Source organism: Acrocarpospora catenulata, assembly GCF_018476525.1.
Lineage (GTDB): Bacteria > Actinomycetota > Actinomycetes > Streptosporangiales > Streptosporangiaceae > Acrocarpospora > Acrocarpospora catenulata.
This window is the reverse complement of record NZ_JAHCST010000024.1, coordinates 59321-78935: the sequence shown is the minus strand read 5'-3', so window position 1 is coordinate 78935 and position 19615 is coordinate 59321. Positions and strand designations below refer to the sequence as shown.

The following is a 19615-nucleotide window of genomic DNA, read 5'->3' as shown; positions in this document are numbered from 1 at the left end:
ATCGCGGTAACTCCCAGATCGGCCCGCCGTCTCTGGTGAGAACCCAACCTTGAATTCTTGGCGAGTTTCTATGGAACCCCGCTCGGGAATCGTCTGATCCATGGCCTCGACGGGGCTCTGGTGGATCGCGGGGGGATCATGACCCATCTCATCGTGTGCTGCGATGGTACCTGGAACACTCCGGAGATCGAGTCGGTCACCAATGTTTGCCGGCTCTACAACGCCCTCACCGAGACGGGCATGGACGGCGACCGCCAATTGGCTTACTACCAACCCGGCGTAGGCAGTCTGCGCTACAGGTTGCTGGGCGGAGCCGTCGGGCTCGGCCTGTCCGGCAATGTGATGGACGCCTACCTCTGGCTGACCACACGATACGTCCCGGGGGATCGCATCTCCCTCTTCGGATTCAGCCGCGGCGCCTACACGGCCCGAAGCCTCGCCGGGATGATCTCGGCATGCGGACTGATCGACACCACCAAGGTGGACGAGGCAGAACTCTGGCCTCATATCAAAGATCTGTACAACCGCGGTTACCGGCAAAAGAAGCGCGACCCCCAGGGCCGGGAATGGCGGCAGGGGCTCACCTTCCGCTGGGATCCGGACGATTACCACCAGATCCCAATACATTTCATCGGGGTGTGGGACACCGTCGGCGCGCTCGGTATTCCGGCCTACATGGGCTGGCTCAGCCTGCTTGACCCGTTGCACAGGCACGACTTTCACGACATGCGGCTCAACCCGTATATCAAGCACGGTCGTCACGCCGTGGCCATGGACGAGCGCCGCAGTCCCTATACGCCCGCGCTGTGGTCGGAGCCGTACGGGGCCGAACAGGTCGTCAAACAGGTGTGGTTCCCCGGTAGCCACATGGACGTCGGTGGCGGTCATCTTCAGCGGGGACTGAGCGACTGCGCACTGCGGTGGATGATCGACGAAGCGCGCGAGGCGGTCGGTATCGGTTTCTACAAGACGACCGTGGAAGACCAGATCAATCCCAATCCGCTCGACGTTCTGCACGACGACGACCATGGCGTGGTCGGCGTGCTCGAGCCCTTGGTCGACCCGGAACTGGACCCAGTGCTGGAGATCTTCCTGCAGCCGCGGCCGCGTGCTGTGCCCAAAATCGACCCGGACGCAACGATCCCTCAGATTCACCAGTCGGTGTACGACCGGTATCAGAATCCCCCTATCACGAGCGGTCCCTACCGGCCTACCCAGGTGCTTGCTCCCGGACAGAGCAGGACAGTCGAGGTGTTCGCCCATGAGCCGTGGAATGAGACAGGGCTCTACCTCGAAGCCGGGGACTATCAATTCACGGCTGAGGGCCAGTGGTTCGACGCTGACATCGTGTCCGGTCCGGCCGGTACGACAGGCCTGCGCCGCTTCAATCCCCTGGTCGAGAGGCTCCGACTCGTGGGCACGCTGCTGGGTCAGGGCGAGCGGCTGTTCCGGCTGGTGACGGGGAACAAGATGGCGGACTTCATCGGCACGCGCCGGGAGGAGGACATGCCGTGGATGTCGCTCGTCGGCGTCGTGGCCAACGATGCGATATCGATCGAAGGTGAGTACAAGGCCCACGAGCGCATCGCCTTCGGCGCCGGCACACGCTGCCGGGTGACCAGGAGCGGGTATCTGTACGCCTTCGCCAACGACGCCTGGGGTTTCTATGGAAACAACCGAGGCAGCGTGCACCTCACCGTGACCAGAATGCCCGTCGAGGAGCAGCCGACCGCCCGTACCAGGCGAGAACGTAACCAACAGCAAGTGGAGCCCGCCGGTAACGAGAAGGGCGTAGGCCAAGCTACGCGGCGCGGCGCCGCACCTTCTGGAAGTCGCCGGGCGGCGTTGGCCGATGCGGGCCGAGGACGTCGTGCCGGAAAGCACGCGTGACGTCCCGTCGAAGGCGCCTCAGGTTCAGGCCTGCCAGCCGAGGAAGGCTTCGCCCGCCGACATCGCCCCGAACCACAGGGCGATCGAGACGACCGGCACGGCCAGGCCCCAGGCCGAGCGTTCCCGTACGGCCCAGAGGGCGACGGTGAGGAGGGCGGCCCAGATGACGAGGAGGACGACGATGGCCCAGGCGGGGGCCATCAGGCCGCTGGCGCTGTAGAACGGGAGAGTGCAGAGGTGGGCGATCAGGCCGACCCAGCTGGCGATGCGGGCGGTGGTCGCGGAGAGTGTGGGCATCGTGTCACCTCTTCTCGGTTGATCGGTGCCCAGAGCTGATACGTCGGAAATGATCCCGCCAGAGGGGGCGGTGGCGCAACGCGGCGCCGCGGGATCGGGCGGTTGACATTCGCTTTCACGGACCCTCTCGTGCTGGGCACCACGGGCGGCACCTACTACGTCACCGAGCGGGCATCGGTGAACATCGCGGACCTGGACGCCTCGCTGCCGATGGTGGTGAACGCGTTCCTCGCGGATTGAGCACCGTGGGAAAACGGGTGCGCGTGATTAAATCATGCGCACCCGTTCTGGCGCTGTCAGCGACATTTACAGAACCTGTCAATAATTCCGTTTATACTCGGCGATTACCTGGGGAAAAGTCGTACGGACAAGAGGGCGTGAAAAGTGAATCCTCTCGACACTCCTGTCACACGAATGGTGCTTCAGTACGAGGGTTCCGCGGTGCGGCTGCTTCAGGCGCTGGCCACCGAACCCCTGCGCCCCCGGACCGTCGAGGAGGGCCGCCAGTCGGCCGCCGTGCTCATTCCACGGGAGGTACGCGAACGGCTCGGCATCGGCGAGTCCGACCTGCTCGCCGCGAAGCAGTCCCGGCTGGAGCGGGCGAACGGCTCGGCCGCCGTGGTGGTCGCCGCCGTGGAGTTGTGCGCCGAGCCGCTCGGCCACCGCCGCCAGGAGCAGCACGAGGTGCTCAGGGTGGGCACCCGCCGCTGGTACTGGGGCGAACCCGGCGGTGTGCACCGGGTCTCGCACTGGCGCGAGATCCTCACCACGGTGGGCGGCGTGCCCGCGCGTTACACGCGGGAGATCTTCCACCCGGACGTGGTCCCGGTCACCCGGACCTCCGCCGAGTACCCGGCCGTGCGCCGCCGCCTCACCGTCACCCCCCGGGCCTCCCGGGCCGAGGAACCCGCGGTGTGAGGTTGGCCCCGGTCGCGGGGTCGAAGACCTGGACGGCGTCCGGGTTGAACCAGAGGGTGGCGGGCTCGCCCGCCCGGAGGCCTGACCTGGATCCGAGCCGGGCCACCACCTGGGGCGGGCCGTCGCGCTCGAAGGACAGTCCTGCGGCGAAGGTGAAGTAGGCCAGTTGCTCGGCGCCGGTGGACTCCAGCAGATCGACGGTCCCGGTGAAGGAGGCTCCGGCGGGCGTCTCCTGGAAGTCCTCCGGGCGGATGCCCGCCACCACCTGGTGGGGAAGGACCGCCCGGCGCAGGCGGGAGCCGTACGGGATGGTGCCCAGGACGGTGGCCAGGCCGTCGGAGGTGACCTCGGCGGGGAGGGTGTTCATCGGGGGCGAGCCGAGGAAGCCCGCCACGAACAGGTTGGCCGGGTGGTCGTAGAGCTCCTGCGGGGTGCCGACCTGCTGGACCAGGCCGGAGTCCATGATCACGATACGGTCGCCGAGGGTCATCGCCTCGGTCTGGTCGTGGGTGACGTAGACGGTGGTGGTGCCCAGGGTCTTCTGCAGCCGGGCGATCGCGGTGCGCATCTGCAGCCGGAGTTTGGCGTCCAGGTTGGAGAGCGGCTCGTCCATCAGGAACGCCTTGGGGTTGCGGACGATGGCCCGGCCCATGGCCACCCGCTGCCGCTGCCCGCCGGAGAGCGCGGCCGGCTTGCGGTCCAGATGCTCGGTGAGGTCGAGCAGTTCGGCGGTCCGGCGGACCTTGGCCGCCGCCTCGGTCTTCGGCATCCTGGCCAGTTTGAGGGGGAAGGCGATGTTCTCCCGTACGGTCATGTGGGGGTAGAGGGCGTAGGACTGGAAGACCATGGCGATGTCCCGGTCCCGGGGCGGCCGTTCGTTCATGCGCCGCCCGTCGATGCGCAGCTCTCCTTCGGAGATCCGCTCCAGCCCGGCGATCATGTTCAGCGTGGTGGACTTCCCGCACCCGGACGGCCCGACCAGGATGACGAACTCACGGTCGGCGATGGTCAGCGTGACGTCCCGCACCGCCGTGGTCCCGTCGGCGAAACGTTTGCTCACCCCGTCGAGCACGATCTCGCTCACCCTTTCACCGCCCCCGCGGTCAGCCCGGCCACGATGCGCCGCTGGAAGAGCAGCACGAAGATCACGATCGGCACCGTGATGACCACGGCCGCCGCCGCGATGGACCCGGTCGGGTCGGTGAACTGGGAGCTGCCGGTGAAGAAGGCGATGGTGGCGGGGGCGGTCCGGGTCGCCGCCGAGGAGGTGAGCGAGATGGCGAACAGGAAGTCGTTCCAGCAGAGGATGAAGGCCAGGATCGCGGTGGTGACCATGCCGGGCACGGCCAGCGGCACGACCACCCGCCAGAACGCCTGGAACGGGGTGGCCCCGTCCATCTGGGCGGCTCGCTCCAGCTCGCCGGGGATCTCCCGGAAGAACGCCGAGAGCGTGTAGATGGTGAGCGGCAGCGCGAAGGTGATGTACGGCAGGATCAGCCCCGGCCAGGTGTTGAAGAGCCCGAGCGAGCGTTCGATCTGGAACAGCGGGGTGACCAGCGAGATCTGCGGGAACATGGCGATCAGCAGGCAGAGCCCGATCAGCGCGCGTTTCCCGCGGAAGTCCAGCCGGGCGATGGCGTACGCGGCCATGGTGCCGAGGATCATCGCGATCAGGGTGGAGATCAGCCCGATGCCGATGGAGTTGAGCAGCCCCCGGGTGAAGTCCCCGCCCGCGAAGATGCCGGCGTAGTTGCTCAGCGTCCATTTGGTCGGCAGGAACGAGCTGTTGGCGATGGTGCCGGGGTCCTTGAAGGAGAGGGAGAGGATCCAGGCGACCGGGACCAGCGCGTACAGGACGACGAGCAGGTCGAGCAGGCCCCAGCGCAGTCTCATCGGGGGAGCACCCGGACGTAGAGCGCGGCCAGCAGCGCCACGCTGACCAGGATGAGCACCGACATGGTGGAGCCGATGCCCAGGTTCAGCCCGCCGATCAGGTTGTGGTAGGCGATGATCGAAACCGAGCTGGTGCGCTGGGCGCCACCGGTCAGCACGTAGATGTTGTCGAAGATCCGGAACGCGTCCAGGGTGCGGAAGAGCAGCGCGACCAGAATGGCCGGGCGCATCAGCGGCAGGGTGACCCGGGTGAACCGCTCCCACCGGGTGGCGCCGTCCACTGAGGCCGCCCTGAGCAGTTCCTCCGGCACCAGGGCCAGGCCGGTCAGCAGCAGCAACGCCATGAACGGCGTGGTCTTCCATACCTCGGCCAGGATGATGATCGCGATCGCGCCGGCCGGATCGGTGAGCGGCGCGGCGTGTCCGGTCAGCCAGCCGGTGCCGGGGGTGAAGGCGTACTTCCAGCCGTAGGCGGCGGCCACGGTGACGATCCCGTACGGGATGAGCACAAGAGTGCGGACCATCCCCCGCCCGGTCACCGTGCGGTACATGACCAGCGCGACGGCCATCCCGAGCACCAGCTCGATCGTCACGCTGACCACGGTGATCAGCAGGGTCACCGTGAACGCCGTCCACCAGTAGGGGCTGGACAGCACGGTCGCGTAGTTGGCCAGGCCGATCCACTCCTGGTCCTGGGGGAAGCGCAGGTCCGCGCGGCGCAGCGAGAGCAGCACCGAGTAGAGGATCGGCCAGCCGGTGACGGCCAGCATGACGACGGTCGCCGGGGCGCAGAGCCAGAGAGCCAGGCGGTTCACGGCAGCACGCCCCGGCTCCGCAGCGCGTCGCCGATCTGCCGCCGCAGCGTGGCCAGGGTCTTCGGCGGGTTGATGTCGGCCGGGGGTGACAACACCGCGCCCACCACCGTGGAGAGGTTCTGGTAGACGGGCGTCGCCGGGCGGGGCGCGGCCGTTTCCAGCGCGTCCAGGATGGCCTGCCGCATGGGGTAGACCTTGGCCATGCCGGGGGCGGAATAGACCGCTTGGAGCGTCGGGGGCAGCCCGTCCCGGGTGGCCGCGATCTTCTGGCTCTCCGGGTCGCGCAGGCAGAGCGCCGCCTCGTACGCCTCCCGGGGATGCTTCGAATACCGGCTTATCGCGAAATTGACGCCGCCGAGCGGGGAGCGGCCCGGCCCGGTGATCCCCGGATAGGGCGCCCACCGGAAATATGGCAACATTTCGGGCCGGTTGGCGGCCATGGAGGCGTACACGTACGGCCAGTTCACCTCGAACGCCGCCCGCCCTGCCTCGACGGCGAGCCGGGCGTCGTCCTCCCGGGTGTTGGGCAGCGCGGGATCGGCCGCCGGGGAGGTCGCGTACGCCCACATCACCTGGAGCGCCCGCAGCGCCGGCGGCCCGAGCGACAGGCCCCCGGCGGGGGTCAGGATCGCGCCCCCGGCCGAGGCCACCAGGCTGTTGAACCAGACCATCATCCCCTCGTACTGGGCGCCCGTCACCTCCCCGTACGCGGGTTTGCGCTCGGCCGCCAGCCGCCGCGCGGCGGACATCATCTGCTCCCAGGTGGCCGGGGGCGTCGCCAGCAGGTCGGACCGGTACCAGAGCAGCTGCACGTTGGTGGTGTACGGCGCCGCGTACAGCCGCCCCCGCCAGGTCGCGGTCTCCAGCGGCTTGACCAGGGTGCCCGCCCGCGCCCGGTCCGCGTCCGCCCCCGTCCACTCCCTGATCCACCCGGCTTCGGCCAGCTCGGCGGTCCAGGTGACGTCGAGCCCGAGCACGTCGAGCCCGGTGTCGGCCGCGGCCAGCCGCCGGACCAGCTGCTCGCGCTGGCCGTTGGCGTCCCGGGGCAGCAGGTTGACCACGATCCGATACCGGCCCCCTGCCCGCTTGGTGCATCGGTCGGCGATGTCCCGCAGGTGCTGCTGCGGCGCGTTGAACAGGTTGATCTCGAGCGTCCCGGGCGCCGGGGAGCCGCAGGCCGGAGCGACCATCAGCAGTCCGATGATTACGCTCTGTGACTTCATGTCCGGAAAGTACCCACCAAAGCCCGAAATGACCCACATTCACCGACAGTTTCAGTGATGTTGACAAATTTAGTTGTCGGTGCGAGGGTTGCCCTACCACGCAGTGACCAGGAGGCAGTGATGCGAAAGATCGTTTCTGGGTTCTTCATCTCGCTCGACGGCGTCGTGGAGTCCCCCGACAAGTGGCACTTCCCGTACTTCAACGACGAGATGGGCGCGGTCATCGGCAGCGGCATGGCGACCTCGGACGCCATGATGATGGGCCGCAACCTCTACGAGGAGTGGTCGCAGTACTGGCCGAACGCCACCGAGGACCAGGACTTCGCCGCCCACATCAACGGCATCGAGAAGTTCGTGGTGTCCACCACCCTGAAGTCGGCCGACTGGCAGAACACCACCCTGCTGGACGGCAGCGACCTCACCGCGCAGATCACCGAGATCAAGTCCCGCCCCGGCAAGAACATCTACGCCAACGGCAGCCCCACCCTGGTGCGCTCTCTGCTCGCGCTGGGCCTGGTGGATGAGCTCCAGCTGCTCATCCACCCGATCATCGTCGGCACCGGCGCCCGCCTCTACGACGGCCTGGCCGACATCCCGCTCAAACTGGAGTCCGCCGAGACCTTCAGCACCGGCGTGGTGTACGCGCGGTACGTGCCCGGGAAGTAACGCCTACCGGAAGGCCCGCAGCCGCAGGCTGTTGGCCACCACGAAGGCCGAGGACAGCGCCATGGCGGCCCCCGCGATCATGGGGTTGAGCAGCCCGAGGGCGGCCAGCGGCAGGGCGGCCACGTTGTAGGCGAAGGCCCAGAACAGGTTGCCCTTGATCACCCGCAGCGTGCGCCTGGCCAGCCGGATGGCGTCGGCGGCGGTGCGCAGATCACCCCGGACCAGGGTGAGGTCGGCGGCCTGGATGGCCGCGTCGGTGCCCGTGCCCATGGCCAGGCCCAGGTCGGCCTGGGCCAGCGCCGCCGCGTCGTTGACGCCGTCACCCACCATGGCCACGGTACGGCCCTCGGCCTGGAGCCGCTTGACCACGTCCACCTTGCCGGACGGCAGCACCCCGGCGATCACCTGGTCGGCGGAGATGCCCACCGCGGCGGCCACCGCGCGGGCGGCCGTCTCGTTGTCACCGGTGAGCAGGACCGGGGTCAGCCCCAGCGTGCGCAGGCGGCGCACGGCCTCGGGGGAGGTCGCCTTGACGGCGTCGGCCACCGTGATGATCCCGCGCGCCGCGCCGTCCCAGCCGACCACGACCGCCGTACGGCCGAGGGACTCGGCGTCGCGGAGCGCGGCGGCCAGCTCGGGCGGGAGCTCCCCGGCCACCAGCTCGGGACGCCCCACCAGGACGGTGCGGCCGTCCACGACTCCGCGTACGCCCTGGCCCTCGATACCGGCGAACTCGGTCACCGGCGGCGGGTCGCCGACCGCGATGGCGCGGGCGATCGGGTGCTCGGAGGCGTGCTCCACCGCGGCGGCCAGCCGGAGCACCTGGTCCCGGTCCTCGCCGGTCGCGGGGATCACATCGGCCAGGGTCATCCGGCCCTCGGTCACTGTGCCGGTCTTGTCCAGCACCACGGTGTCCACGGCCCGGGTGGACTCCAGCACCTCCGGGCCCTTGATCAGGATGCCCAGCTGGGCGCCCCGGCCGGTGCCGACCAGCAGCGCGGTGGGCGTGGCCAGGCCGAGCGCGCAGGGGCAGGCGATGATCAGCACCGCCACCGCGGCGGTGAACGCCGCCGCCGGGCCCGCGCCGCTGCCCAGCCAGTAGCCGAGCGTGCCCACCGCCAGCGCGATCACCACCGGCACGAACACACCGGAGATCCGGTCGGCCAGCCGCTGCACCCTGGCCTTGCCCGCCTGGGCCGCCGCCACCAGGGCGGCCATCTGGGCCAGCTGGGTGTCCGCGCCGACCCGGGTGGCCCGCACCACCAGCCGCCCGGAGGTGTTCACCGTGCCGCCGGTCACCTGGTCGCCGGGACCGACCTCCAGCGGCACTGGCTCCCCGGTGAGCAGGGAGACGTCCACCGCCGACATGCCCTCCTCGACCACGCCGTCCGTGGCGATCTTCTCGCCGGGGCGGACCACGAAGAGATCCCCGACGGCCAGCCGCTCGACCGGGACGCGCTGTTCCCTGCCGTCGGTCAGCACCGCGACGTCCTTGGCGCCCAGCTCCAGCAGCGCCCGCAGCGCCGACCCGGCCCGGCGTTTGGCCCTGGCCTCGAAGTAGCGCCCGGCCAGGATGAACGCGGTCACCCCCGCGGCGGCCTCCAGGTAGATGTTGCCGGAGCCGTCGGTGCGCTCGATGGTGAAGGTGAACGGGTGGGTCATGCCGGTCACGCCCGCCGTGCCGAAGAACAGCGCCCAGAGCGACCAGCCCAGCGCGGCCAGCGTGCCCAGCGAGATCAGCGTGTCCATGGTGGCCGCGCCGTGGCGCAGGTTGGTCCAGGCGGCGCGGTGGAACGGCGATCCGCCGTAGACCACGACGGGGGCGGCCAGGGTGAGCGAGAGCCACTGCCAGTTGGGGAACTGGAGGGCCGGGACCATCGCCATGGCGATCACCGGGACCGCCAGCGCCACGGAGATCAGCAGCCGGTCCCGCAGGTCGTCCCGCTCCTGGACGGGTTCCGCCGATTCGGCCGGCAGGGTCGCGCCGTACCCGGCCGTCGCCACCACCTCGACCAGCTGCTCCGGGGTGACGCCGTCGCGGTAGCTGACGCTGGCCTTCTCGGTGGCGTAGTTCACGGTGGCCGCGACGCCGTCCAGCTTGTTGAGCTTGCGTTCGATCCGGTTGGCGCAGGACGCGCAGGTCATCCCGGTGATGGACAGCTCGATCGTGTGCCGCCGGTCGATCACCGGCTCAGTGCGAGTGGCCATGGCCTGACTCCGTCGTCTCGTTGGCCCGTACGGTGAAGTCGGCCGTCCGTACGGTCCCGGCGTGCTTGAAGTCGAGGAAGAGGCGGTAGTCGCCCCGGCTGGGCACCTCCGTGTGGAAGGTGATCTCCGGCCCGGCCGCGGACGCCTCGGGATGCACGTGCAGGTACGCCAGATCCCCGCCGCGCAGCGCCACCAGGTGCCCGTACGCCCCCAGGTAGGGCTCCAGGTCGGTCACCGGTCTGCCGTCCTTGGCCACGCTCACGGTGAGCGAGCCCGCCGAACCCGGCACCAGGTCGCCGGTGAGGGAGACCGTGTAACCGTCCACGGTGGCGGTGCGGCTCGGCGTGGTGGTGAGGGTCGGCCGGTACTCGCCGGGCGCGAACAGGTCCACGCCCAGGGTCATGGCGGGACCGGAATCAGGGGCGAAGTCGGCGAACGCGCGGTAGGTCCCGGCCGCCGGAAGGTCCAGCGGGACCGACCACCTGCCGTCGCCGCCCAGCTCCGGATGCAGGTGCTGGAAGTGCCCGAGGTCCCGGGAGACCACGATGAAGTGCAGCTTCTTCTCGTGCTCCGTCCGGTATCCGGTGATCGGCCGCCCGTCAGGCCCGAGCACCGAGAACCGGAAGTCGGTCTTCTCGCCCGGGTCGAGGGTGGCGCTTTCCGGGACCAGCGAGATGCCCTGCTCGGCCACCTGCAATCCGCCGGGGGCCTTCGCCGGTGCGGCGGAATGAGCGCCCTCGCCGTGCCCGCCCGCCTCGTGCCCGCCCGCCTCGTGCCCGGCGGTCTTCGGGGGAGTGGTGTCCGGCGCGGCCAGGGCGCCCACCCAGAGCGCCCCGCCGAAGAGCACCGCCAGCCCGCCGCCGAACGCGCCCAGCTTCAGCCCGGACCTCACGGCGACACCACCGAGTACCCGGCCTCCTTGACGGCCGTCACCACCGAACCGGGGTCGGCCTCGCCGGTCACCGTGAGCAGTCCGGTGGTCAGCTCCACCTCGACGGCGGTCACGCCCGGCACCTCGCCGACCTCCTCGCGCACCGAGGAGACGCAGTGGCCGCAGGTCATGCCGGAAACGGTGAAGGTCTGAACAGTCATGGCAACATCCCTAGATCTCAGGAGCGGACAAGCCGCGCGATGGCCGCCGAGGCCTCTTTGACCTTGGCGTCGGCCTCCGGCCCGCCTTTGGCGGTCGCCTCGGCCACACAGTGGGCCAGGTGCTCGTCGAGCAGTGAGAGGGCGAAGGACTGCAGGGCCCGGTTGGCCGCGGAGACCTGGGTCAGGATGTCGATGCAGTACTCATCCGCCTCGACCATGCGCTGGAGCCCGCGGATCTGCCCCTCGATGCGGCGCAGCCGCTTGAGATGATCTTGTTTGTTGCCGGTGTATCCGTGCATGTCATCGCCTCCTCATCAAGGAACACCATACCCCCCCATGGTATTCCGTGGAGACGCGAGGAGGTCATCGGCGCTGGACGGGAACCCCCTGCGGCACGGTGACCGTGTACTTCGCGGTGCAGAGGCAGCGCACGTCCACCCGGAGCGTGCGCCCGGTCCAGGACTGGGTGATGTCAGGGGAAGGGCCCGACCAGGTCACCTCCCGCCGCACGGTCACCTGCCCGGCCGGTCCGGTGCCCAGTTCCACGGTCACCTCCCCGCTCGCCCGCACGATCAGGTCGGGCGCGGAGAAGAGGAAGACGTCGGTCACCGTCTCGGTCCGGGTGGTGCTGATCAGCGCGGTGTCCCCGGTGGCGTCGAACCGTCCGCCCCCGGAGACCTCAGTGGCCACCGCTATCGCCACCACGACCACCACGAGGGCGGTGAACACCAGGCCTATGATCCGGAACGCGCGCATCTCACACTTTCAGGAATTGGAGCACGGCCAGCACCCGCCGGTGGCCGGCGTCCGCGCCGGGCAGGTCCAGCTTGGCGAAGATGTTGTTGATGTGCTTGCCGACCGCGCTCTCCGACACGGTCAGCGCCTCGGCGATGGCGGTGTTGGACCGGCCCTCCGCGATCAGCGCCAGCACCTCCCGCTCCCGCCGGGTGAGCCGGTCCAGCGGGTCGCTGTGCCGGCGCAGTAGCAGCTGGGCCACCACCTCGGGGTCCAGCGCGGTGCCCCCGGCGGCCACCCGGCGCAGCGCGTCCAGGAACTCCGGCACGTCGGCCACCCGGTCCTTCAGCAGGTAGCCGATGCCGGAGGTGGCGGTGGAGAGCAGGCGGCTGGCGTACCGCTCCTCGACGTACTGGGACAGGACGAGGATGGCCAGGTTCGGGCGCTGGCTGCGGAGCACCAGGGCGGCCCGCAGGCCCTCGTCGGTGTGCGAGGGCGGCATGCGCACGTCGGTGACCACCAGGTCGGGCTCGTGCTCGTCCACCGCCCGGAGCAGTCCCTCGGCGTCGGCCACCGCGGCCACCACCTCGATGCCCGCCGACCGGAGCACCCAGACCAGCCCTTCCCTGAGCAGGACGGAGTCCTCGGCCAGCACTACCCGCATGGCAGCTCCACCCGGATCGTGGTCGGCCCGCCCGCCGGGCTGTCGATGCGCAGGTCGCCGTCGACCGAGCCGACCCGCTGGGCCAGCCCGCGCAGACCGCTGCCCTGGTCGGGGTCGGCGCCGCCCCTGCCGTCGTCGTGCACCACCAGGTGGAGCCGGTCGGCCGCCCGCCAGACGATCACCTGGGCGCTCGTCGCCGCCGCGTGCTTGGCGATGTTGGTCAGCGCCTCGGACACCACGAAGAAGGCCACGGCCTCGATAGTAGGGGTGGCCCGTTCCGTCACGTCCACCTGGAGCCGGACGGGGAGGGGCGCCCGGGCGGCGATGCCGGAGAGCGCGGCGTCCAGGCCCTGGTCGTTGAGGACCGCCGGGTGCAGGCCCTGCACCAGGTCGCGCAGCTCCTTGAGGGCCAGCTTGGCCTCCTCGTGCGCCTGCGTGATCAGCCGGGTGGCCGGTTCCGGCAGGTCGGTCAGCGTGGCCCTGGCCATGCCCAGGTTCATCGCCAGCCAGACCAGCCGCTGCTGGGTGCCGTCGTGCAGGTCCCGCTCGATGCGGCGGCGCTCGGCGTCGGCCGCGTCGATCACCTCGGCCCGGCTCTCCCGCAGCGTCTCCACCCGGGCCGCCAGCAGTTCCTTCTCGCTCGGCCCGAGCAGCACGGTCGCCGCGTACGTGTCCAGCGCGGTCACCCCCCTGGCCACCCAGGGGCCGGTGATCAGCAGCCCCATCGCGACCAGGGTGGCCAGGGTGCCCGGCCAGGTGGTGCCGTCCTCGATCCAGATCCGCACCGCCACCGCGAGGGCCACCAGCGCGCCCGACCAGGCCAGGACCACCAGCAGCGAGCCGACCCCGGCGATCAGCGGCGCCAGCAGGTGGTAGCCGAGCTGCCGCCAGGTGCTGGCCACCCGGGCCTCCTGGTAGAGCAGCTTGAGCGGGTTCCAGGTGCGCGCCATGCGCCGGGGGACCGGCGGGATGTCCTGGCCAAGGAAGGCCGCGAACCGGTTGCGCTGCACCCGGGTGAAGAGCGGCACGGACCAGAAGATCAGCGGCAGCGCCACCAGCGGCACCACCACGGTCCAGATCAGCACCACCGAGGCGGCGGCCAGGCCGGTGATCACGGCCGCCGCGGCGAGCGCGATCGGGAGGCCGGTCACCACGTGCGCGGTGCCCAGCCAGGCCGGGGCGGCCCAGTGGGCGCGGGCGCGGTCCCACGCGATGCCGGTTGAAATCGCCATGCCCTCCACCGTAGGGAACCTGGTCACCAGGCGAAATGATGGAGGTATCCCGTTACGTGGTGGTGCTGGCCCTACCCTGCCCGGGGAAGCGGGCCGCACCGCTATCATCGTGGCCTCGGAGATCGCCGACACCGGCGAGACACGGCAAGTCACCGGGAGAAACGCGTGGCGGCAGGGGATGGCGCGTCGGCGGACGCCGTGGGCAAACACTTCCGGGTGTCCTGCCAGGTCCATGGGACGGCCACGGTGATCGTGGTCGAGGGTGAGATCGACGCGCTGGCGACCCCGAAGTTCCGGGAACTGGTGACGGAGCGGCTGGACTCGCGGCTGGTGTTCGATCTGTCCCGGATGGAGTTCATCGACAGCTCCGGCCTGCAGGTGCTGCTGGACGCCAACCGCCGCGCCTCCGGCGGCGCCGCCTTCTGCGCTCCGGTGCCGCGGGTGCTCCGGCTGTTCGAGCTGCTCGGTATCACCGGCCGGATCCGCCTGTACGGCTCCGTCGCCGACGCCGTGCGCGAGGCCTGATCCGCACGCCTAGCTTCGACGACATGAAACGTTGAATCCCGATATTTCGGCAATGGGGATGGATTGCGGCTGACGCAATCTCGGCCTTGCCCGGCCGTCGCCGTCCTGCCGAGAATCCGAGAAGGACTTTCTCGCAAGGGGTCATAGGTCGTGAAATATCAGACGTTCCACCAGCCCGGACCGATCCCCCTTCAGCGGCCCGTCCGCAGCCGCCCAGAACCCGCCGTTCCCCGCCGCCCGGCCGAGCACCCGCCCGCCGTGACCGCCGTGTCTCCAGGTGAGTTCCGCCAGGCCATGGCCGCGCACGCGGCCGGGGTCGCGATCGTCACCGCCCGCCCGGGCGGCGTCCCCGTGGGCCTGACCGTCACCTCGTTCACCTCGGTCAGCCTGGCCCCGCCGCTGGTCTCCTTCTACGTGGACCACGCCTCCGCCACCTGGCCGGCACTCCGCGAGGCGGATTGTTTCGCGGTGAACATTCTCGCCGAAGACCAGCACGAATTAGCGGCGAATTTCGCCAGAAAAGGAATAGACCGCTTCGCGACCTGCCCGGGCTGGCGGGCCGGCGTCTCGGGGGTCCCGTTGCTGGACGGCTCGATCGCCCATCTCGTCTGCCGCCCGCACGCCGTCGCCGACATCGGGGATCACGTCCTGGCGGTCGGCCGGGTCGTCGCGACGGAACTGCCGGGTGGGCGGCCCCTGCTCTACCACCAGGCGACTTTCGGCTCCTTCGTCGCCGGTCAATGTGAATAGGCGCGGTTGAGCCGTACTCCGACGGGCGCTAACCTGATTGATTGCCACCCCATGGCATCGATCAAACAAATAGCCCGGACGGAGTATATCACGAAGGTGGATGAGCACCAAGATCTGGCGATCGAGCAGGAGCGTGTCTCGACGCTCTACCGCCGCCTCGACACCGTACGCGAGCGGACCGAACAGGCGCTGGCCGCCGAGTACGCGCGCGGCGAGCCGGGCGGTACCCGGCAGGCCCGGGTGGAGCGGGAGGCGGCGGCGGGTGAGCACGCCCGCCGGCTGGCCCAGCTGAACAGCGTCGAGCGCGGTCTCTGCTTCGGGCGCATCGACCTGGGCCGCATCGACGAGTCCGGCGAGGCCCTCTACATCGGCAGGATCGGCCTGCGCGACGACGACCACGAGACCGTGCTGGTGGACTGGCGGGCCCCGGCCGCCCGCCCGTTCTACGCCGCCACCCCGTCCGACCCGGCCGGCCTGGTCCGCCGCCGCCACCTGCTCACCAAGGGCCGGACCGTGGTGGGCCTGGACGACGAGGTCTTCGACCTGCACCGGATGAGCGACGGCGACCGCCGGACCCTGGTCGGCGAGGCCGCCCTGCTGGCCGCCCTGGAGAAGGAGCGCACCGGGCGGATGGGCGACGTGGTGGCCACCATCCAGACCGAGCAGGACCGGGTGATCCGCTCCGGCCTGCACGGCACGCTGGTGGTGCAGGGCGGCCCCGGCACCGGCAAGACGGTGGCCGCGCTGCACCGGGCCGCCTACCTGCTCTACACCTACCGGGAGACGCTGGAGCGCCGGGGCGTGCTGGTGGTCGGCCCGAACGCCACCTTCCTCCGCTACATCGAGCAGGTGCTGCCCTCGCTCGGCGAGACCGACGTGGTGCTGGCCAGCGTGGGCGAGCTCTTCCCCGGCGTGGTGGCCACGGCCACCGAGCCGCCCGAGGTGGCCGTGGTCAAGGGGGCCAGGCGGATGGCCGAGGTGATGGCCGCCGCGGTGGCCGACCGGCAGCGGGTGCCGTACGGGGATCTGCGGGTCGAGCTGGACGGGCTGACGCTGGTGGTGCCCAGGGAGGTCTGCCGGCAGGCCAAGGCCAGGGCCTCCGGGCGGCCGCACAACGTCGGGCGGAAGCTGTTCGTGCTGGACCTGCTGCGCGCCCTGGCCCGGTCCGAGGCCGAGCTGCTGGACCTGCCGCCGGAAGCCGACGATCTGGAGTATTCGCGCAAGGTGCTCTGGCAGCAGGAAGCGGTCCGGGCCGCGCTGGACGCCCTGTGGCCGGCCCTCACCCCGTACCGGCTGGTGGCCGAGCTGTTCGCCGACCCGGAGAGGATGGCGGCGGCCGGTCTCGGCGAGGACGAGCGGGAGGTGCTGCTCCGGCCGGTGGACGCGCCCTGGACGGTGGACGACGTGCCGCTGCTCGACGAGGCGGCCGAGCTGCTCGGCGAGGAGCCGGTGACCGCCGAGCAACGGGCCGCGGCGGCCAGGGCCTGGCAGGAGGAGGAGCTGTACGCGCGCGAGGTGCTCACCATCACCGGGCTCGGCGAGGAGGAGCTGGACGCCGCCACGCTGGCGACCTGGCACCAGGACCCTGGCGCCGAGCGCACCACCGCCGACCGTGCCGCCGCCGACCGCACGTGGGTCTACGGGCACGTCATCGTGGACGAGGCCCAGGAGCTGTCGGCGATGGCCTGGCGCATGGTGCTGCGCCGGGTGCCCACCCGCTCGATGACCGTGGTCGGCGACGTGGGCCAGACCGGCTCCCCGGCGGGCGCCCGCTCCTGGGAGGACATGCTGGGCGGGTTCGTGCGCTGGCGGGAGGAGCGCCTGACGGTCAACTACCGCACCCCCAAGGAGATCATGGACGCCGCCGCCCGCCTGGTCCCTGACCTGCCCGCCCCCGAGTCGGTACGGCAGGGCGAGCCCCCGCGTTCGATCGAGGTCACCCCCGCCACCCTCCAGGAGGTGCTGCACGCCCTGATCACGGCCGCCGAGGGCCGCACGGCCGTGATCACCGACGCGGAACGGTACGCCGAAACCGCCGCGCTGCTCCCCGAAGCGGTTACGCTCGATCCGCTGGACTCTCCGGTGGCGCTGCTCACCGTGACCGGGTCGAAGGGCCTGGAGTTCGACGAGGTGATCGTGGTCGCCCCGGAGGAGATGGCGAATCGCGATCTGTACGTCGCGATGACCAGGGCCACCCGGCGGCTGACGCTGCTCCACCAGGGGGAGCTGCCGGCGGTGCTGCGCGGGACTACTCGGGTCGCCCAATTAGGACTATCCTTGTAGGAAATATGGGGAGGCGATGATGCACCCAGTGGCGACGGCAGCCGGGGCGGCGCGGTGGATTCGGTCCGCCGCCGTGGATGGGGCGGAGGGTCGTCACTGGCGGGCCAACCCCGACCCGGACGGCCGCTCGGCCGCCGCCGGCCACTCCGCCTCGCTCTACGCCGGGGCGGCGGGCATCGTGCTCTTCTTCCTGGAACTGGCCGCCGCGACCGGCCGGGAGAGCTACCTCGAGGACGCCAGGCAGGGCGCCGACCACCTGGCCGCCACCTGGCGCGAACTGCGCGACCCCACCCTGCACCACGGGCTGGCCGGGGTCGCCTTCGCGCTGGCCGAGGTGGGCTGGGCCACCGGCGTGGAACGTTACGCGGACGCCGCCAGGGAGGTGGCCGACCACCTGGTGGCGAGCGTGCGCTCGCTGGACCGGGGCATCGGCTGGACCGGCGACCCGGCCCAGCGCGGGGACGGCGGCGTGATCCTCGGGCTGCTGCACGCGGCCGGCATGCTCGGCGTCGCCGCGTACGAGCGGGTGGCCGTGGAGGCGGGGGAGCGCATCGCCGAACTGGTCGTGCCCGGCCACCGGTTCGGCGCCGAGACGCCCGACCTGCCGGTGGACGCGGTCACTCCCGGCTTCCTATCGGGCACCTCGGGCACCGCCTTCCTGCTCGCCCGCCTGTACGGGGTGACCGGCGACGACCGTTTCCTGGCGGCGGCCAGGCGCGGGGCCGACTTCGTCCGGACCGTCAGCGCGGTCAGCGACAAGTGCGCCCTGGTGCCGCACCACGTGCCGCACGCCCGGGCCCTGCACTACCTCGGCCTCTGCTCCGGCTCCGCCGGGGTGGCCCGGATGTTCTACGAGCTCTACCGCGTCACCGGCGACCCCGGCGACCTGGACTGGGTGGAGCGCCTGGCCCGGGGCATCGTCAACAGCGGGATCCCGCATCGGCGTACCGAGGGGTACTGGGACGTGGCCTGCCAGTGCTGCGGCGCGGCGGGCCTGCTGGAGTTCTTCGTCGGCCTCTGGGCGGCCACCGGGGATCCCGCGCACCTGAAGGTGGCCGAGGAGGTGGCCGCCGACCTGATCGTCCGGGCCCGCCACGACGAGCGCGGCCACCGCTGGTACCAGGCCTACCGCCGGCTGCGCCCCGGCGAGATCACCGCCGACACCGGCTACCTGGTCGGCGCGGCCGGCATCGGCGCGGCCCTGCTCCACCTGGCCGCCGCCCGCGAGCCCACCACCTGCCGCCGCGTCATCCTGCTCCCGGACAACCCGTTCCCCGCCATCCCGGTCCCCGTGGAGCAGTGGCGCCAAGAAATATAAGCGACCGGTCGGTCTTTTTGTTTGCTACGCTTGGGCCGTGATCGACGGACGGCTGGCGCGGGGGGAGCGGACCCGGCAATCGGTGCTGGACAGCGCGGTGGCGGTGGCCTCGGTGGAGGGGTTCGCCGGGATGTCGCTGGCGAAGCTGGCGCAGGGGCTCGGGGTGAGCAAGTCCGGGCTTTTCACGCACTGGCCGGACAAGCAGGCGCTGCTGCTGGCGGTGGTGGAGCATGCGCGGGAGCAGTGGGTCGAGGAGATCGTGCGGCCCGCGCTGCGCGAACCGCGCGGGGTGCGGCGGTTGTGGGCGGCGCATGCGCTGCGGATCGACTTCTACGAGCGCCGGGTGCTGCCCGGCGGGTGCTTCTTCGCCGCCGTCGAGCCCGAGGTGGACGACCAGCCGGGGCCGGTGCGGGACGCCATCGCGGCGGCCAACCGGGACTGGGTCACCCTGCTGACCGCGCTCGCCGAGCAGGCCGTCGAGGCGGGGGAGTTTCCCGAGGGGACCGATCCCGACCAGATCGCCTTCGAGGTGCACGCCCTCGGGACAGCCGTGATCACCCACCGCCTGGCCCGCACCGACTCCTGCTTCCTTTTCTCACGCAGGGCCGTCCTGGACCGGCTGCGTGCCCTGGCCACCGACCCCAGCGTCCTCCCGGAGAACTCATGAGCACCGCGTTGACCCCCGGCCACATCGAGAACGTCCAGGTCCACTTCGACGACCTGGACGCCATGGGCGTTCTGCACAACGGGCGCTACGTGCTCCTGCTGGAACGCGCCCTGACCGCCTACTGGACCGAGCGCGGCTGGGCCTTCGACCCGGCCCAGCCGCACTTCGCCGACATCTTCTTCGTGGTACGCGAGTTCGCGATCACCTACCACCAGCCGGTCACCACGGTCGGCCAGGTGGGCGTGCACTTCTGGCTGGACCGCATCGGCACCAGCAGCCTCGTGTACGGCTTCCGCGTCCTGTCCGCCGACCGCTCGGTGGTGCACGCGGAAGGCCGGCGGGTCCAGGTCAAGATCGACCCGGGGACCCTCCGGCCGAGCCCCATCAGCGAGGCGGTGCGCAAGGACTGTCAGCTCCTGCTGTGACATTGGGCCCGCCT

Annotated in this window: 21 protein-coding genes; 9 read left to right on the top strand and 12 right to left on the bottom strand. The window is 70.7% G+C overall.

Annotated features, from left to right (window positions below; genetic code table 11):
• The first annotated feature begins 57 nt into the window (after window positions 1-57).
• Window positions 58-1890 carry a T6SS phospholipase effector Tle1-like catalytic domain-containing protein gene (locus tag KIP79_RS24250; protein WP_214107208.1) on the top strand — a complete coding sequence of 611 codons (1833 nt, stop codon included), beginning with the start codon at window positions 58-60 and terminating at the stop codon, window positions 1888-1890.
• Between the two features lie 24 nt (window positions 1891-1914).
• Here KIP79_RS24250 and KIP79_RS24245 read toward each other — a convergent pair whose 3' ends face one another.
• Complete coding sequence (locus tag KIP79_RS24245) at window positions 1915-2187, bottom strand: hypothetical protein (protein ID WP_214107207.1); 273 nt, start codon at window positions 2185-2187, stop codon at window positions 1915-1917.
• Window positions 2188-2601: 414 nt separating this feature from the next.
• Here KIP79_RS24245 and KIP79_RS24240 point away from each other — a divergent pair, with 414 nt between their 5' ends.
• A complete protein-coding gene (locus KIP79_RS24240; RefSeq protein ID WP_214107206.1) occupies window positions 2602-3105 on the top strand; it encodes a hypothetical protein in 504 nt (167 codons plus the stop codon).
• Here the strand turns inward: KIP79_RS24240 and KIP79_RS24235 are convergent.
• From KIP79_RS24235 to KIP79_RS24220, 4 genes are read right to left on the bottom strand one after another with little or no spacing between them, the layout of a single operon-like run.
• Window positions 3065-4189 (bottom strand): ABC transporter ATP-binding protein, encoded by a 1125-nt coding sequence (locus tag KIP79_RS24235; protein ID WP_214107205.1) that lies wholly within the window; start codon window positions 4187-4189, stop codon window positions 3065-3067. The genes KIP79_RS24240 and KIP79_RS24235 overlap by 41 nt on opposite strands.
• Window positions 4186-4998 carry a carbohydrate ABC transporter permease gene (locus KIP79_RS24230; protein ID WP_214107204.1) on the bottom strand — a complete coding sequence of 271 codons (813 nt, stop codon included), beginning with the start codon at window positions 4996-4998 and terminating at the stop codon, window positions 4186-4188. Before KIP79_RS24230 ends, KIP79_RS24235 begins: the two co-directional genes overlap by 4 nt.
• Window positions 4995-5813, bottom strand: coding sequence for a carbohydrate ABC transporter permease (locus KIP79_RS24225; protein WP_308169860.1), 819 nt, complete (start codon window positions 5811-5813; stop codon window positions 4995-4997). Before KIP79_RS24225 ends, KIP79_RS24230 begins: the two co-directional genes overlap by 4 nt.
• Window positions 5810-7036, bottom strand: a complete 1227-nt coding sequence (locus tag KIP79_RS24220; protein ID WP_214107203.1) for an ABC transporter substrate-binding protein — start codon at window positions 7034-7036, stop codon at window positions 5810-5812. Before KIP79_RS24220 ends, KIP79_RS24225 begins: the two co-directional genes overlap by 4 nt.
• 120 nt (window positions 7037-7156) lie before the next feature.
• Between KIP79_RS24220 and KIP79_RS24215 the strand changes: the two genes are divergently transcribed.
• Entirely contained in the window at window positions 7157-7702 is a 546-nt protein-coding gene (locus KIP79_RS24215; RefSeq protein WP_214107202.1) for a dihydrofolate reductase family protein, read from the top strand.
• Window positions 7703-7705: 3 nt separating this feature from the next.
• Here the strand turns inward: KIP79_RS24215 and KIP79_RS24210 are convergent, their stop codons facing one another.
• From KIP79_RS24210 to KIP79_RS24180, 7 genes are all read right to left on the bottom strand, one after another.
• Entirely contained in the window at window positions 7706-9910 is a 2205-nt protein-coding gene (locus tag KIP79_RS24210) for a heavy metal translocating P-type ATPase (RefSeq protein ID WP_214107201.1), read from the bottom strand.
• Window positions 9894-10802 carry a DUF8832 domain-containing protein gene (locus tag KIP79_RS24205; protein ID WP_214107200.1) on the bottom strand — a complete coding sequence of 303 codons (909 nt, stop codon included), beginning with the start codon at window positions 10800-10802 and terminating at the stop codon, window positions 9894-9896. Before KIP79_RS24205 ends, KIP79_RS24210 begins: the two co-directional genes overlap by 17 nt.
• A complete protein-coding gene (locus tag KIP79_RS24200) occupies window positions 10799-11002 on the bottom strand; it encodes a heavy-metal-associated domain-containing protein (RefSeq protein ID WP_214107199.1) in 204 nt (67 codons plus the stop codon). Before KIP79_RS24200 ends, KIP79_RS24205 begins: the two co-directional genes overlap by 4 nt.
• A gap of 17 nt (window positions 11003-11019) precedes the next feature.
• The gene (locus KIP79_RS24195; RefSeq protein ID WP_214107198.1) at window positions 11020-11301 is read right to left on the bottom strand and encodes a metal-sensitive transcriptional regulator; all 282 of its coding nucleotides are present in this window, start codon (window positions 11299-11301) and stop codon (window positions 11020-11022) included.
• Window positions 11302-11365: 64 nt separating this feature from the next.
• Window positions 11366-11731 carry a hypothetical protein gene (locus KIP79_RS24190; RefSeq protein ID WP_214107197.1) on the bottom strand — a complete coding sequence of 122 codons (366 nt, stop codon included), beginning with the start codon at window positions 11729-11731 and terminating at the stop codon, window positions 11366-11368.
• Window positions 11732-11759: 28 nt separating this feature from the next.
• Window positions 11760-12401: a response regulator gene (locus KIP79_RS24185; protein WP_214107196.1), complete on the bottom strand. Its 642-nt coding sequence runs from the start codon at window positions 12399-12401 to the stop codon at window positions 11760-11762.
• Window positions 12392-13633 carry a sensor histidine kinase gene (locus KIP79_RS24180; protein WP_214107195.1) on the bottom strand — a complete coding sequence of 414 codons (1242 nt, stop codon included), beginning with the start codon at window positions 13631-13633 and terminating at the stop codon, window positions 12392-12394. The genes KIP79_RS24185 and KIP79_RS24180 overlap by 10 nt, the downstream gene beginning before the upstream one ends.
• 165 nt (window positions 13634-13798) lie before the next feature.
• Here KIP79_RS24180 and KIP79_RS24175 point away from each other — a divergent pair, with 165 nt between their 5' ends.
• The 6 genes from KIP79_RS24175 (at window position 13799) to KIP79_RS24150 (ending at window position 19601) form a co-directional block, all read left to right on the top strand.
• Complete coding sequence (locus KIP79_RS24175) at window positions 13799-14158, top strand: STAS domain-containing protein (protein ID WP_214107194.1); 360 nt, start codon at window positions 13799-13801, stop codon at window positions 14156-14158.
• Window positions 14159-14308: 150 nt separating this feature from the next.
• A complete protein-coding gene (locus KIP79_RS24170) occupies window positions 14309-14908 on the top strand; it encodes a flavin reductase family protein (protein WP_308169859.1) in 600 nt (199 codons plus the stop codon).
• Window positions 14909-15004: 96 nt separating this feature from the next.
• Entirely contained in the window at window positions 15005-17191 is a 2187-nt protein-coding gene (locus KIP79_RS24165) for a HelD family protein (RefSeq protein WP_372453658.1), read from the top strand.
• Between the two features lie 16 nt (window positions 17192-17207).
• The gene (locus KIP79_RS24160) at window positions 17208-18509 is read left to right on the top strand and encodes a lanthionine synthetase LanC family protein (protein WP_214107192.1); all 1302 of its coding nucleotides are present in this window, start codon (window positions 17208-17210) and stop codon (window positions 18507-18509) included.
• A 37-nt stretch (window positions 18510-18546) separates the two neighbouring features.
• Window positions 18547-19176, top strand: coding sequence for a TetR/AcrR family transcriptional regulator (locus KIP79_RS24155; RefSeq protein WP_214107191.1), 630 nt, complete (start codon window positions 18547-18549; stop codon window positions 19174-19176).
• Window positions 19173-19601: an acyl-CoA thioesterase gene (locus KIP79_RS24150; protein ID WP_214107190.1), complete on the top strand. Its 429-nt coding sequence runs from the start codon at window positions 19173-19175 to the stop codon at window positions 19599-19601. Before KIP79_RS24155 ends, KIP79_RS24150 begins: the two co-directional genes overlap by 4 nt.
• Window positions 19602-19615 lie beyond the last annotated feature (14 nt).

Excerpts from the sequence above, each read along its gene's own strand:
- KIP79_RS24195 (WP_214107198.1), bottom strand. The coding sequence starts at position 11,301 with ATGCACGGATACACCGGCAACAAACAAGATCATCTCAAGCGGCTGCGC.
- KIP79_RS24210 (WP_214107201.1), bottom strand. The coding sequence starts at position 9,910 with ATGGCCACTCGCACTGAGCCGGTGATCGACCGGCGGCACACGATCGAG.
- KIP79_RS24200 (WP_214107199.1), bottom strand. The coding sequence starts at position 11,002 with ATGACTGTTCAGACCTTCACCGTTTCCGGCATGACCTGCGGCCACTGC.
- KIP79_RS24160 (WP_214107192.1), top strand. The coding sequence starts at position 17,208 with ATGATGCACCCAGTGGCGACGGCAGCCGGGGCGGCGCGGTGGATTCGG.
- KIP79_RS24185 (WP_214107196.1), bottom strand. The coding sequence starts at position 12,401 with ATGCGGGTAGTGCTGGCCGAGGACTCCGTCCTGCTCAGGGAAGGGCTG.
- KIP79_RS24180 (WP_214107195.1), bottom strand. The coding sequence starts at position 13,633 with ATGGCGATTTCAACCGGCATCGCGTGGGACCGCGCCCGCGCCCACTGG.
- KIP79_RS24240 (WP_214107206.1), top strand. The coding sequence starts at position 2,602 with ATGGTGCTTCAGTACGAGGGTTCCGCGGTGCGGCTGCTTCAGGCGCTG.
- KIP79_RS24245 (WP_214107207.1), bottom strand. The coding sequence starts at position 2,187 with ATGCCCACACTCTCCGCGACCACCGCCCGCATCGCCAGCTGGGTCGGC.
- KIP79_RS24230 (WP_214107204.1), bottom strand. The coding sequence starts at position 4,998 with ATGAGACTGCGCTGGGGCCTGCTCGACCTGCTCGTCGTCCTGTACGCG.
- KIP79_RS24220 (WP_214107203.1), bottom strand. The coding sequence starts at position 7,036 with ATGAAGTCACAGAGCGTAATCATCGGACTGCTGATGGTCGCTCCGGCC.
- KIP79_RS24215 (WP_214107202.1), top strand. The coding sequence starts at position 7,157 with ATGCGAAAGATCGTTTCTGGGTTCTTCATCTCGCTCGACGGCGTCGTG.
- KIP79_RS24150 (WP_214107190.1), top strand. The coding sequence starts at position 19,173 with ATGAGCACCGCGTTGACCCCCGGCCACATCGAGAACGTCCAGGTCCAC.